15 protein-coding genes are annotated in these 14,856 nt (G+C 29.3%); all 15 read left to right on the plus strand.

Annotated features, from left to right (window positions below):
• The first annotated feature begins 47 nt into the window (after positions 1-47).
• The 15 genes from rimP to DR020_RS07910 all read left to right on the plus strand — a co-directional run bounded on the left by rimP (position 48) and on the right by DR020_RS07910 (position 14,836).
• On the plus strand, positions 48-512 hold the full coding sequence (rimP, locus tag DR020_RS07840) for a ribosome maturation factor RimP (protein WP_055257158.1): 465 nt from the start codon (positions 48-50) through the stop codon (positions 510-512).
• Between the two features lie 20 nt (positions 513-532).
• Positions 533-1,621 (plus strand): transcription termination factor NusA, encoded by a 1,089-nt coding sequence (gene nusA / locus DR020_RS07845; RefSeq protein ID WP_055257157.1) that lies wholly within the window; start codon positions 533-535, stop codon positions 1,619-1,621.
• A gap of 28 nt (positions 1,622-1,649) precedes the next feature.
• On the plus strand, positions 1,650-1,916 hold the full coding sequence (rnpM, locus tag DR020_RS07850) for an RNase P modulator RnpM (protein WP_055257156.1): 267 nt from the start codon (positions 1,650-1,652) through the stop codon (positions 1,914-1,916).
• On the plus strand, positions 1,909-2,211 hold the full coding sequence (locus DR020_RS07855) for a ribosomal L7Ae/L30e/S12e/Gadd45 family protein (protein WP_055257155.1): 303 nt from the start codon (positions 1,909-1,911) through the stop codon (positions 2,209-2,211). The genes rnpM and DR020_RS07855 overlap by 8 nt, the downstream gene beginning before the upstream one ends.
• Positions 2,212-2,240: 29 nt before the next feature.
• Entirely contained in the window at positions 2,241-4,301 is a 2,061-nt protein-coding gene (infB, locus tag DR020_RS07860; protein WP_055257154.1) for a translation initiation factor IF-2, read from the plus strand.
• A gap of 20 nt (positions 4,302-4,321) precedes the next feature.
• Positions 4,322-4,672 carry a 30S ribosome-binding factor RbfA gene (gene rbfA, locus DR020_RS07865; protein ID WP_112365660.1) on the plus strand — a complete coding sequence of 117 codons (351 nt, stop codon included), beginning with the start codon at positions 4,322-4,324 and terminating at the stop codon, positions 4,670-4,672.
• 1 nt (position 4,673) lies between these two features.
• A complete protein-coding gene (locus DR020_RS07870; protein WP_112365661.1) occupies positions 4,674-5,627 on the plus strand; it encodes a DHH family phosphoesterase in 954 nt (317 codons plus the stop codon).
• Between the two features lie 2 nt (positions 5,628-5,629).
• Complete coding sequence (truB, locus tag DR020_RS07875) at positions 5,630-6,514, plus strand: tRNA pseudouridine(55) synthase TruB (protein WP_055257151.1); 885 nt, start codon at positions 5,630-5,632, stop codon at positions 6,512-6,514.
• Between the two features lie 11 nt (positions 6,515-6,525).
• On the plus strand, positions 6,526-7,455 hold the full coding sequence (locus DR020_RS07880; RefSeq protein ID WP_055257150.1) for a bifunctional riboflavin kinase/FAD synthetase: 930 nt from the start codon (positions 6,526-6,528) through the stop codon (positions 7,453-7,455).
• Positions 7,456-7,570: 115 nt separating this feature from the next.
• Positions 7,571-7,834, plus strand: coding sequence for a 30S ribosomal protein S15 (rpsO, locus tag DR020_RS07885; protein ID WP_082412286.1), 264 nt, complete (start codon positions 7,571-7,573; stop codon positions 7,832-7,834).
• Positions 7,835-7,919: 85 nt separating this feature from the next.
• Positions 7,920-10,028: a polyribonucleotide nucleotidyltransferase gene (locus tag DR020_RS07890; RefSeq protein WP_112365662.1), complete on the plus strand. Its 2,109-nt coding sequence runs from the start codon at positions 7,920-7,922 to the stop codon at positions 10,026-10,028.
• A gap of 130 nt (positions 10,029-10,158) precedes the next feature.
• Positions 10,159-10,434: a YlmC/YmxH family sporulation protein gene (locus DR020_RS07895; protein ID WP_055257147.1), complete on the plus strand. Its 276-nt coding sequence runs from the start codon at positions 10,159-10,161 to the stop codon at positions 10,432-10,434.
• Positions 10,435-10,447: 13 nt separating this feature from the next.
• Positions 10,448-11,647, plus strand: coding sequence for an aspartate kinase (gene dapG, locus DR020_RS07900; protein ID WP_055257146.1), 1,200 nt, complete (start codon positions 10,448-10,450; stop codon positions 11,645-11,647).
• 55 nt (positions 11,648-11,702) lie between these two features.
• The gene (locus tag DR020_RS07905) at positions 11,703-12,398 is read left to right on the plus strand and encodes a ClpP family protease (protein WP_055257145.1); all 696 of its coding nucleotides are present in this window, start codon (positions 11,703-11,705) and stop codon (positions 12,396-12,398) included.
• A 191-nt stretch (positions 12,399-12,589) separates the two neighbouring features.
• Positions 12,590-14,836: a DNA translocase FtsK gene (locus tag DR020_RS07910; RefSeq protein WP_112365698.1), complete on the plus strand. Its 2,247-nt coding sequence runs from the start codon at positions 12,590-12,592 to the stop codon at positions 14,834-14,836.
• Positions 14,837-14,856: the final 20 nt, after the last annotated feature.

Below are 14,856 nucleotides of genomic sequence, written 5' to 3' on the forward strand. Positions count from 1 at the left end.
AAATAGGGTATAATATAACAAAATTTAATAAGGAGGAACAAAATATAATGAAAAAAGAAAAGTTTCTTTTAGACTTAGAAGAGATGTTTTTACCTATAATAAATAGTTTGAATTATGAACTTTATCATATAGAATATGTTAAAGAGAACAATGAATATTATCTAAGATTATACATAGATAAAGAAAATGGTAGAATATCATTAAATGATTGTGAAACTGTAAGTAGAAGAATAAGTGAACTTTTAGATGAAAAGGATCCTATAAAAGATCCATATTATTTAGAAGTATCATCTCCAGGACTAAATAGAAAACTGTATAAAGATGAGCATTTTAATAAATTTTTAGGCAGTAATGTAAAAATTGTTTTCACAAAGGTTATAGATGGAAATAAAAATATACAAGGTATATTAAAAGATAATAAAACAGATGTAATAGTACTAGAAGTTGAAGGAAATGAAATTAATGTTCCTAAAGATAAAATAAAAAGTGCTAATCTAGAGGGTGAAATATAATTTAAGGAGGATTATTAAAAATGAACGAAGAATTTCTAGGAGCATTAAGTGAAATAGTTAAAGAAAAAGGAATAAGCGCAGAATCGCTATTAGAAACTATTGATGAAGCTATAATTGCAGCATATAAAAAGAATTATTCAAACGCTGGTGTTGCAGCTCAAAACGTAAAGGTTAAAAGAGAACCTAAAACAGGGGAAGTAAAGGTATTTGCTCAAAAATTAGTTGTTGAAGAAGTATTTGATGATATAACTGAAATAAGTTTAGAAGATGCAAAAGCAATAAATCCAATATTTCAATTAGATGATATTGCAGAAATAGAAGTTACTCCTAAAGATTTTGGAAGAGTTGCTGCACAACTTGCAAAACAAATGGTAATTCAAAGAATTAAAGAATCAGAAAGAAATATAATATATAATGAATTCGCTGAAAAAGAATTTGACATTATGACAGGAACAGTTATAAGAAAAGATAAAGGAAATGTTTTTGTTAATTTAGGAAGAATAGAAGCAATATTAGGACCTAATGAGCAAATGGCAGGAGAAAGTTATGTGTTTAATGAAAAACTTAAACTTTATATAGTAGAAGTTAAAAAAACATCAAAGGGTGCATCAGTATTATGCTCTAGAACACATCCAGGACTTGTTAAAAGACTTTTTGAACTTGAGGTTCCTGAAATATATGAAGGTGTAGTTGAAATTAAAAGTATTTCAAGAGAGGCAGGGTCTAGAACGAAAATAGCTGTTCATTCTAATGATGAAGCAGTAGATGCTATGGGAGCTTGTGTAGGTCCTAAAGGAGTTAGAGTTCAAAATATAGTAAACGAACTTAAAAATGAAAAAATAGATATAATAAAATGGAGTAAAACTCCAGAGGAGTATATATCAAATGCTTTAAGCCCAGCAAAAGTTATAGATGTTATTATTGATGAGGAAAATAAATCAGCGAAGGTTATAGTTGATGATTCTCAATTGTCATTAGCAATAGGAAAAGAAGGGCAAAATGTAAGATTAGCAGCTAAACTTACAGGATGGAAAATAGATATAAAGAGTAAATCTAAAGCAGAAAGTGAAAAGATAGATGAAGAAAATGCTTTAGAGGATAACGAGTAATAGTCTTTTTGTTTTAGGAGGTGAGTCTGTGAAGGTTAAAAAAATTCCTATGAGAATGTGTAATGGATGCATGGAGATGAAACCTAAAAAGGAACTTATAAGAGTTGTAAAGACTAATGAAGAAGAAGTTTTAGTAGACTTAACAGGAAAAAAATCTGGTAGAGGCGCTTATGTTTGTAAGAGCATAGAGTGTCTAGAAAAAGCTTTTAAAGCAAAAAGGTTAAATAAGAATCTTCAAACAAATATATCTGACGATATATATAATAAATTAAAGGAAGAGATACTAAATGGATAAGTTTTTAAATTTTTTAGGCTTAGTTAAAAGATCAGGCAATATTTTAGAAGGATATAATAAATGCGAAGAGGCGTTAGGTAAAAAGAGTATATATTTAATAGTATTATCTAATGATATATCAGAGCGAACTAAAGAAAGATTTTTAAAATATTGCTTAAAATATAATATTCCTTATATAAATAAGTTTTCAAAGCAGGAACTTGGATATAGTGTAGGAAGAAATGAATTAAATATTTTAGCTGTTACAAACTTAAATATGGCTAATAAACTAAAGTCTTATAATGAAAATAACTAGTTCATTTTAAAATTTTCGGAGGTGGATATATGTCAAAACTAAGAGTATATGAATTAGCTAAAGAGTTAAATGTATCTAGTAAAGACCTTATAGAAGTATTAATGGATGAATTTAATGTTGAAGTTAAGAATCATATGAGTGTTATAGAGGAAGAAGACGCAGAACTTATAAAAGAACTTTTAGCTGGTAATGAAGGAAAATTAGCAGAATTAACTTCAAAAACTATTGTGGATGAGTATGAAGATATTTTAAATAAGGAAGTTGGAAAAGTAAAAAAACATAAAAAGAAAAGAAAAGGCGATGAATCACAAGATAAAAAAATGGTTGATGTAGAAGTTATAGAAATTGGTGAAACTATAACTGTTAAAGATTTAGCCGAACAAATAAACAAGCCAGTTAATGATGTAATTAAAACATTAATGTTTTTAGGTGTTATGGCTGCTATGAATCAAGAAATTGATTTTGAAACAGCTAAAAAAGTTGCAGAAAAATATGATATAGAAGCTTATGTTAAAGAAGAAGATTCTACTTTAGAAGAACATTTTGAAGAAGATGAAGAAATAGAAGATGAAAATTTAGAAAGTAGACCTCCTATAATAACTGTAATGGGGCATGTTGACCATGGTAAAACATCACTTTTAGATGCTATAAGAAAAGCAAAAGTTACAGATACTGAAGCTGGAGGCATAACTCAACATATAGGAGCTTATACTGTCGATATAAAGGGACAAAAATTAACGTTCTTAGACACTCCAGGACATGAAGCTTTCACAGCTATGAGAGCAAGAGGAGCTCAAATTACTGATATAGTTATTTTGGTAGTGGCAGCAGATGATGGGATAATGCCACAAACAGTAGAAGCTATAAATCACTGTAAAGCGGCTGATGTTCCTATGATAGTTGCTATAAACAAGATAGACAGAGAAGGAGCAAATCAAGACAGGATAAAACAAGAATTGACAGAACATGGCTTGGTTGTTGAAGATTGGGGTGGAGATGTAATAGCAGTCCCAGTATCAGCTAAACAAAATTTAAATATTGATACTTTACTTGAAATGGTTGTTTTAACAGCAGAAATGTTAGAGCTTAAAGCAAATCCAGCAAGAAAAGGAAAAGGAACAGTAATAGAAGCTAAATTAGACAAAGGTAGAGGTGCTGTTGCTTCACTTTTAGTTCAAAATGGTACATTACATGCAGGAGATTCAATAATAGTTGGTTCAACTTATGGTAGAATAAGGGCTATGTTTGATGATGCAGGTAAAAAAATAAAAAGTGCAGGACCATCTATACCAGTTGAAGTTTTAGGACTTTCAGAAGTTCCAGCTGCAGGAGATAGATTTACTGTTGTTAAAGATGAAAAAACTGCAAGACAAATGGCTGAAGCTAGACGTGAAAAAGAAAGACAAGAAAACTTTAATTCGGCTCACAAAGTATCATTAGAAGACCTTTATAGTCAAATAAAAGAAGGAAAAGTTAAGGAATTATCAGTAATAATAAAAGCAGATGTTCAAGGTTCTATAGAAGCTATAAGAGGATCTTTAGAAAAACTTAGTACAGACGATGTAAAGGTAAGGGTTATTCATGGTGCAGTAGGTGCGATAACAGAAACAGATATAACACTTGCATCAGCTTCTAATGCCATAGTTATTGGATTTAATGTAAGACCAGAAAATAGTGCTGTGGTTTTAGCAGAGAGAGACGGAGTAGAGGTTAAAACTTATAGAATAATATATGACGCTATAGAAGATGTAAAATCTGCTATGATAGGTATGTTAGATCCTGAATATAAAGAAGTTGTCTTAGGAACTGCAGAAATTAGAAATACATTTAAAATTTCAAATGTGGGTACAATAGCTGGGGGATATGTTTTAACAGGTAAACTTACAAGAAATGCTGATGTTAGACTTATAAGAGACAATATAGTTATATTAGATTCAAAACTTGCTTCATTAAAAAGATTCAAGGATGATGTTAAAGAGGTAAATGCAGGGTATGAATGTGGATTTAGCCTTGAAAAGTTTAATGATATAAAAGAGGGAGATATAATAGAAGCTTATACTATGGAGGCTATAAAGAGAAAAGAACTTTAAAAATTTAAGGAGTGATTTATATGGCTAACTATAGAGGTGGAAGAATCAACGAAGAAGTTAGGAAAGAAGTTAGTGATATTATTAGAAATAATATAAAAGATCCAAGACTTACTGCAATGGTATCTGTAACTAGTGTATCTGTAACTAAAGATTTAAGGTATGCTAAAATTTTTGTTAGTGTATTTTCTAATAATGAAGAAGAAAAGAATAATTCTTTTTTAGCTCTTAAAAATTCTGCTGGATTTGTAAGAAAAGAACTTGGGCATAGAATAAATTTAAGATATACACCAGAGGTATTATTTGAATTAGATAATTCAATTGATAAAGGAATGCGTATAGATAGTCTATTACAAAAAATTAAGGAGAAATAAAATGTTTAAAGACATTAAAGATATAATAGATAGTAGTAAAAAAATTGCTATAACATATCATGTTTCTCCAGATGGAGATGCCTTAGGTAGTGCTCTTGCACTACTTCAAGGTATCAGAATTTATGGAAAAGAAGCTTATGTTATCTCTAAAGATATAATTGGAGATAACCTAGGCTTTCTGCCATATAGTTCAGAAATAACTGGAGAAATAACAAAACCGGTAGAAAAAACAGATTGTGTTATAGTGGTGGATTGTGGTAATTATGAAAGAATATCTGCTGATTTAGAAAGTTTTAAAGGTAATATCATAAATATAGACCATCATTTATCTAATGATAGATATGGAAACATAAATTTTATAAATGTAAAGGCAGCGGCTACAGCAGAAATAATATATGAATTTTTATTAAGTTTGAATGTAGAAATAAATAATGACATAGCTACATGCATATATACAGCTCTTATGACTGATACTGGATCTTATAGATACTCAAACACAACAAAGGTTACTCATTATATAGCTGGTGATTTAATAGAAAATGGATTAAATCATGAAGAAATTCATAAAAAGGTTTTTGATAATAAATCCTACGAAAAATTAAAGCTAATAGGATTAGTTTTAAATAAAATGGAACTTGTATGTAACTCTAAAATAGCATTAATGCAAGTTACAGAAGAAATGATTGAAGAATCTAAAGTAAATATTAAAGATTCATCAGATATAATTTCTATGGGAAATCAAATAAAAGGAATAGAGGGTAGTGTTCTTTTAAAAGAGTCAGATATAGGAATAAAGGTAAGTTTAAGATCTAAAAATGATTTAGATGTAAGAAAAATTGCAGAGTCTTTGGGTGGAGGAGGTCATACAAAGGCATCTGGTGCCTTGATAAAAGATAAAACTATTAAAGAGGCTAAAGAAATAATAGTTAGACTTTTAGAGAAAGAGCTGATATAAAAATGAACGGTGTAATAAATATTATAAAAAATACAGGGATGACTTCATTTGACGTTGTAGCAAGGGTTAGAAAAATTACAAAAGAAAAAAAGGTTGGACACACTGGAACATTAGATCCAGAAGCATCTGGAGTTCTTCCAATATGTCTTGGAAAAGCTACAAAAATAATAGATTATATGATGGAGAATGAAAAGGCTTATAGGGTATCTTTTAAACTTGGAATAGTGACAGATACTTATGATTTAGAGGGTAAAATAATAAGAGAGAAAGATGCATCTAATGTAGATAAAGAAGAAATAATAAGAGTTATTTCAAATTTTGTTGGTAATATAAAGCAAGTTCCTCCTATGTATTCAGCCTTAAAACAAAATGGGGTAAAGCTTTATGAATTAGCAAGAAAAGGGATAGAGGTAAAAAGAGAAGCAAGAGATATAACAATATATAAGATTGAAAATATAGATATACAAGATGAAATATGTATGGATGTATATTGTTCTAAAGGGACATATATTAGAAGTCTTTGTTTTGATATTGGTGAAGAATTAGGTGTCGGTGCTACAATGACAAAGCTATGTCGTATAAAAAATGGGAACTTTACATTAGAAAATGGATTAAATATAGACGATCTTAATGAGGAGAATGTAAAAGAAAGAATTATATCAATTGAAGAAGCTTTATGTAGATTCGATAAAATAGTTGTAAATAATAAATTTACTAAGCTTTTAGTAAATGGAGTGAGAGTTTATGATAAAAGATTGTGTAAAGACATTATAAAAAACAATAAATTATATAGAGTTTATGATGATTTAAATACATTTATAGGTCTTGGAAGAAAAGATGATAGTGGATTTAAAATAGAAAAGCTACTTATAGAAAAAAACAATTAAAGGAGAGACCTATGATTTTAATTGATGATAAATTAAATGAAAAAATTTCTGAAAATATATATGTTGCTCTAGGTAGTTTTGATGGAATGCATAAGGGACATTTACTTCTTATAGATAAAATTATTAATTTAGCTAACAAAAATAATGGAAAGAGTATGGTATATACGTTTAAAAATCATCCATTAACTATTGTTAATAAAGATAAGGCTCCTAAGATATTACTTGATAATAAAACAAAAGAAGAAGTTTTGGGAAATTTAGGAGTAGATATTTTATGTTTGAAAGAATTTGATGAGAAGTTAATGAAATTAAGTCCTGAAGCTTTTATAGAAAATCTAGTGCATGAATTTAATATAAAAGGTATAGTAGTTGGTTTTAATTATAGATTTGGATATAAGAATAAGGGAGATTTAGAACTTTTAAAAACTCTTAGTAAAAAGTTTGATTTTGAATTATATATAAAAGAAGCTTATACGATTGAAAATGAAATCGTGAGTTCAACAAGAATAAGAGAGCTAATATCTTTAGGGGAAATTAAAAAAGCAAATGAAATGCTTGGAAGAGAATATGTTTTAAGAGGAGAAGTAGTAGGGGGGAGAAGACTAGGTAGGACTATTGGGTTTCCAACAGCTAATTTAAAACCTTTAACAAATATATTAATTCCTAAAATAGGTGTTTATTATACAAACGTAGAAGTTGAAGGAAAGATATATAAAGGAATTACATCAGTTGGGAATAATCCTACAGTAAATGGAAAAAATATTACAATAGAGACCAATATATTAGATTTTAATAAAGATATTTATAATAATAATATAAAGGTTTATTTTTTAGATAGAATAAGAGATGAAAAGAAATTTTCAAGTTTAGATGAACTTAAAATACAACTTGAAAAGGATAAGAAATTTGCTAAAAATCAAAGTGAAAAGATAATTTTATAAAACTTAGTTTACAACTAAAATCACTTTTGATATAATCATATAGAACCTAAATCTAAGATATGAGGGTGCCGGCTTATTTCTTGGATATAGGGGTTAAATTTTAGGAGGTATTAAAATGGATAAAACTAAAAAACAAGAGATTATAGCTAAATATGGAAGACATGAAGGAGATACTGGTTCTCCAGAAGTTCAAATAGCATTATTAACAGAGAGAATAAACTCTTTAACAGATCATTTAAGATTTCACAAAAAAGATCACCATTCAAGAAGAGGACTTTTAATGATGGTTGGTCAAAGAAGAGGCTTATTAAACTATCTTTCTGACCAAGATATAGAAAGATATAGAGCTATAATCAAAGAATTAGGATTAAGAAGATAATTTATTAGAGCGGTTATGCCGCTCTATTATTTTAGAAATATTAATAAATGAAAAAACTTGTTAAATATCGAAAGGAGGTATTTAAATGAATAATGTACATGAAGTCAACATAGCTGGAAGAAATATGAAAGTTGAATTTGGAAAATTAGGTATGCTATCAAATGCATCTATATTAATGAGCTATGGAGATACTGTAATATTAACAAATGCCAATGCATCAGAGAACCCAAGAGAAGGGATAGATTTTTTCCCTTTATCTGTTGAGTATGAAGAAAGACTGTATTCTGTAGGAAAAATACCTGGAGGATTTATAAAAAGGGAAGGTAGACCAACAGATAAAGCTATACTAAATGGAAGAGCTGTAGATAGACCAATAAGACCGTTATTTCCAAAGGGATATAGAAATGACGTTCAGGTTGTATGTACAGTAGTATCTGTGGAAAAGGATAATTTGCCAGAAATTTTAGCAATAAATGCGGCATCTATGGCACTTTGTTTATCATCAATACCATTTACAACACCAGTTGCAGCAGTTCAAGTAGGTTTAATAAATGGAAAATTTATATTAAATCCAACATCTAAAGAGAGAGAAGAAAGCACTATGCAATTAACTGTGTGTGCTACAAAAGAAAGAGTCATGATGATTGAGGCTGGTGGACATGAAATACCAGAACAAACAATGATAGATGCTATAGCTTTTGGTATGGAAAAATGTCAAGACATAGTTAAATTTCAAGAAGAAGCTATGAAGATGTTTGGAAAAGAAAAAGATGTTCCAGAATTATATAAGGTAGATGAAGTTATAGAAGAAGAAGTGAAATCTTTTGCATTTGATATGATAAAAGAAGCTATGAATATAACTGATAGAGACACAAGAAATGAAAGAATGGATGAAGTTAAAGTTAAGATAATGGATGAATTTTCTGAAAAATATCCAGAAAACATTTCTGATATAGGTGAAGTAGTGTACACTCTTCAAAAGAAAATAGTAAGAAATATGCTTCTTAAGGAAAAGAAAAGAGTAGACGGAAGAGCATTTGATGAGGTTAGAAATATATCTTGTGAAGTAGACATTCTTCCAAGGACTCATGGAACAGGGCTTTTTACTAGAGGACTTACACAAGTTATGACTGTGGCAACTTTAGGAGCTATTGGTGAAATACAAATTTTAGATGGTATAGGTGAAGAAGAATCCAAAGGATATATGCATCACTATAACTTCCCAGCATATTCAGTAGGAGAAGTTAAACCACTTAGAGGACCAGGAAGAAGAGAGATAGGTCATGGTGCTTTAGCTGAAAGAGCGTTAGAGCCATTAATACCATCACAAGATGAATTCCCATACACTATAAGACTTGTTTCAGAAGTTTTAAGTTCAAATGGATCAACTTCACAAGCATCAGTATGTGGTAGTACATTAGCCTTATTAGATGCTGGTGTTCCTATAAAAAGACCAGCAGCAGGTATTGCGATGGGGCTTGTAACTTCAGAAGACTTAAGTGAAGAAGAAGTTCTAACAGATATACAAGGTTTAGAAGACTTCTTTGGGGATATGGATTTTAAAGTTGCAGGAACAGTTGAGGGTATTACATCTATTCAAGTTGATACAAAAATTGCTGGACTTTCACCAAAGGTTATAAGAGATGCTATAATGGGAGCTAGAAAAGCAAGACTTATGATTTTGGATAAAATAAAAGATTGTATACCAGAAGCTAGAAAAGAAGTTTCAAAATATGCTCCTAAAACATCAGTTATGCAAATAGATCCAGAAAAAATAAGGGATGTAATTGGTGCTGGAGGAAAAACAATAAATAAAATAATTGAAGACACTGGAGTTAAGATTGACATAAAAGAAGATGGGAAAGTTTTTGTATCTTCTTCGGAAGCTCAAGGTGTTAAGGATGCTATTAAGATAATAGAAGGATTAACTAAGGAAGTTAAGGTTGGAGAAGTATACTTAGGAAAAGTAGTAAAAATAACTACTTTCGGTGCTTTTGTTGAAATATTACCAGGTAAAGAAGGATTGGTTCATATTTCTAAATTAGATACATCAAGGGTGAACAAAGTTGAAGATGTTGTATCTGTAGGAGATGAAATTTTAACTAAGGTTGTAGAAATAGACGCTCAAGGAAGAATAAATCTTTCAAGAAAAGATGTTTTAGAAGCGGCTAATACTGAAAAAAAAGATAATTAAAATTAAAAAGCTAGATAATTTTAAGGCAATTTTTATTGCCTTTTTATTTTGTTAGTGAGTAATAAAATATCATTTATCATACAATATACTTTTTTTAAATATATTATAAAGATGATAGGGGGTATTTTATATGGCAAATGTTAAGTATTTAAGTGAAATAGAAAAATATGAAATAATAAACATTAATGATGGAGAAAAATATAGTTCACTCTCTAATAATGATATAATAGTTGATGAAAATGGGGATCTGCGTTACTTAATAATTAATTTAGGTAGTGGTAAATTTAGTTTGTTTTCTCAAGGTGATGAGTATTTAGAAATTGCGTGGGAAAAAGTGAAAAGGATAGGTGCTAAAACTATAATATTAGATGTTGAACAAGATGAAATAAAGAAAACAAAATTATAGGAGCGTGAATTTTGTGAAGATAATTATACAAAAGTTTGGAGGAACTTCAGTATCTACAAAAGATAAAAGAGAAATGGTAGTTTCAAAGGTTAAAAAAGCAATAAGTGATGGATATTTTCCTGTGTTAGTTGTATCAGCTATGGGAAGACGTGGAGAGAGTTATGCAACTGATACATTGTTGTCACTTGTAAGCGATAATTTTAAAGAAAATAATAAGCAAGGAACAGATTTGCTTATGAGTTGTGGAGAAATTATAAGCACTGTTGTCATGAGTGATTGCTTGTTTGAGCATGGGATAGATGCAGTACCTTTAACAGGTGGGCAAGCTGGTATTTTAACTGATAACAATTATTCAAAAGCTGATTTTTTAGATGTAACTCCTAAAAAAGTTTTGGAAATATTAAATAAAGGAAAGGTTCCTGTAGTTGCAGGATTTCAAGGCAGAGATATTGAAGGGTATTTTACAACTTTAGGAAGAGGTGGTAGTGATACATCAGCTGCTGCTTTGGGTGTTGCTCTTAAAGCTTGTGAAGTTGATATATATACAGATGTTGATGGTATAATGACAGCAGATCCGAGAATTGTATCAACTGCTGAGCTTATAGATAAAATAAGTTATAATGAAGTGTTTCAATTAGCAGATCATGGAGCAAAAGTAATTCACCCAAGGGCGGTTGAAGTTGCAATGCGTGGTAATGTTCCACTTGTAATTAAAAATACTATGTCTTCTAGCGAGGGAACAGTAATAGATAGTATTGGGGATACTGAAGATACAAGATTTTTAACTGGAGTAACGCACACTTCAGGTAGAATACAAATTTCAATAAAGCTTAAAGATAACTTAAATAATGAAAAATATAAGAGTATTTTAGAAATATTAGCTCAAAATAAAATAAGTTTAGATTTAATAAATATTTTTCCGAAAGAAAAAGTCTTTACGATAAGTGAAGAAGTTCGAGATACATTTAGAAAAATAATGAAAGAAAATAAATTAAAGTATACTTATATAGATGAATTAAGTACAATAGCAGTTGTAGGTTCAAAAATGAAGGGTATTCCAGGAGTTATGGCTAAAATAATAAGTACTTTAGATAAATATAACATAGAAGTTTTGCAAACAGCAGATTCTCATATGACAATATGGTGTTTAGTAGAAACTAAAAATGTACGAGATGCTATTAATGCACTTCATAAAGTTTTTATTGAAAAATAGAATAAAAGGCAAATCTTTCGTATAAACTAAATGTAGTTTTAGGAGGAAATGCTAAATGAAAAATGAGAGTAAAGAAATAAAAAATGAAAATTTAGAAGAAATAAAAGAATTAGGTACAACTGTTCCAAAAGAAGACAATCATTCAAATATACAAGTTGTAACAATAATTGGTCAAATAGAAGGACATAATGTTCAACCACCACAAAATAAAACCACTAAATATGAACATATGATACCTGAAATAATTAATTTAGAACAAAATGACAATGTGGAAGGGATACTTTTTGTTTTAAATACAGTAGGTGGAGATGTAGAGGCAGGTCTTGCTATAGCTGAAATGATTAGAAGTTTGAGTAAGCCTACTGTATCTCTTGTAATTGGAGGGGGACATTCTATAGGGGTTCCATTGGCAACATCATCAGATTATTCGTTTATATGTCCATCTGCAACTATGATAATTCATCCTATCAGAATGAATGGCTTAATTATAGGTGTGCCTCAAACATTTGAATATTTTAATAAAATGCAAGAGCGAATAAATGATTTTGTAGTTAGGACATCAAATATAAAAAAAGAGAAATTAAATGAATTGATGTTACAGACAGATGAGCTTTTAAACGATATGGGAACTATATTAATAGGGGAAGAAGCTGTAAAGTGTGGCTTAATTAATGAAGTAGGTGGCGTAAAAGATGCATTAAATAAGCTAAATGAATTAATAGCAGATTCTAAAGAACAATTAAGACCATAGGATTTCCTATGGTTAAGTTTTTGCATATAAAAGGTTTTATGTATGTATCATAGAATTTATATAAAGTAAAACAAGTAAGAGGTGATAGGGTGGCTACAAAAAAGAAAAAAAGCAAGAAAAATGTTAGTATAATAGATAAGTATTTAAAAGAAATATACGGTGTTATTTGGATAGGGATAAGTATTATTTTAATGTTTAGTCTTTATACAAATTGGGCTGGATATTTAAGTGTAATATCTAAAGATATCTTTGTGAATCTTCTAGGGGTAGGAGCTTTTACATTACCTATATATATGATATATGTGATAATTAAATTAAATTTTTTAAAGGAAAAAAAAATACTAAATGCTAAGTTTGTGGGAGTTACGATAGTTGTTATAACTACAATATTATTAGTTCAATTGTTAGATATGAAAAGTATAGATACAAATAATTTTATGAATGCAATATCTAACATAATTAATTCTCAAAATGAGATAACTGGAGGAATAATAGGCTTTATAATAGTGTTTCCTATATATAAATTAGTTGGAAGTATAGGACTTTACATAATATTTATAATTGCATATTTTATTGCGTCAGTTCTTATTTTTGATTATAGTATAAATGATTTGAAAAAATTATTTAAGTTACTAATTAACAATAAAACTAATGTTAGAAATAGTATTTCTAAAAAAGGTAGAAGTGATTCTAAAAAAATAAAAATTAAAGTAAATAATGAAGAGAGTGAAAAAGAAGAGTTCCTAAAAAATATAGAGAGTAAAATAAAAATACTAGATTTTATGAAGAATACTCCTAAAAGTTCTATTGAATTAGAAGAAAAAAGTCAGATAAAAATAAACACTGATTCTAGAGAAAATGCAGATGTTAAAGTGCAACATCGTAAATTAGATGATAAATTTAAAACTCAAAAAATAAAAAAAATAGAAGGAAATTCACCAATAAGAGGAAATGAAGATGTAATAAGTAAAACGCAAGAAATTCAAAGTAAAACGTATCAAAATAAGAAATATATTAGACCAAATGCGGACCTTTTAAATATAAACACTAATTTAAAGCTAGATAAAAATGAAAAAAAAGAGCTTTTGGAAAATGCTGATAAATTAGAAAAAACTTTATTAAGCTTTGGAGTAGAGGCTAAAATTCTAGAGGTTACAAAAGGACCGTCAGTGACTAGATTTGAACTTCAACCTAAAGCTGGTATAAAGGTTAGTAAAATAGTTAACTTGTCAGATGATATAGCCCTTGGGCTTGCTGCTAAAGGAGTTAGAATAGAAGCTCCAATTCCAGGTAAATCAGCCATAGGAATAGAAGTTCCAAATAAAGAACAGACTCCGGTATTTTTTAGAGAAATCTTAGAATCTAATGAATTTAAAAACAATAATTATAAAGTTGCTTGTGCACTTGGAAAAGATATTACTGGTAAATGTATAGTAACAGATATTAGCAAGATGCCTCATGTTTTAATTGCAGGGGCGACAGGTTCAGGTAAAAGTGTTTGTATAAATACACTTATTGTAAGTATATTATATAAATATTCGCCAGAAGATGTTAAGCTTTTAATGGTAGATCCAAAGGTTGTTGAACTTAATGTATATAATGGAATTCCACATCTTTTAATTCCAGTAGTAACAGATCCTAAAAAGGCGGCTGCAGCTTTAAATTGGGCAGTAAATGAAATGACAAGGAGATATAAGCTTTTTGCAGATAATGGAGTTAGAAATGTAGATTCTTACAATGAATTGGTTAAAAAAGGAGTTATAGACGAAAAACTTCCTTATATAGTGATAATAATAGATGAACTTGCTGATCTTATGATGGCATGTCCAAGGGATGTAGAAGATTATATATGTAGGTTGGCTCAAATGGCAAGGGCAGCTGGTATGCATCTTGTAATTGCAACACAAAGACCATCAGTTGATGTTATAACAGGTCTTATAAAGGCAAATGTACCATCTAGAATATCATTTGCAGTATCTAGTCAAGTAGATTCAAGAACTATACTAGATTCAACAGGGGCAGAAAAACTTTTAGGTAAAGGAGATATGTTATTTTATCCAGTTGGAGAATCAAAACCTAAGAGAGTTCAAGGAGCATTTATATCAGAGGAAGAGGTTGAAAATGTTGTATCTTTTATAAAGGATATAAAATCTGATAGTAAATGTGAAAGTGAGATATTAGAGTATATAAATTCCGCTAGTGATACATCTATTAAGAGTAATGAAGGTTGTGATGAACTTTTAGATGAGGCTATAAAAATAGTAGTAGAAACAGGACAAGTTTCAACATCATATCTTCAAAGGCGACTTAGAATAGGATTCAATAGGGCGGCAAGAATAGTAGAGGAACTTGAAAAAAATAGAATAATATCTGCTAGAGATGGAAATAAACCAAGACAGGTACTTATGTCTAAAGAGGAATTTGAAAATATAAAATAAGTTCTTGTTTAAATTATAAA

The organism is Sarcina ventriculi, from assembly GCF_900456775.1.
Classification (GTDB): Bacteria; Bacillota; Clostridia; order Clostridiales; family Clostridiaceae; genus Sarcina; species Sarcina ventriculi.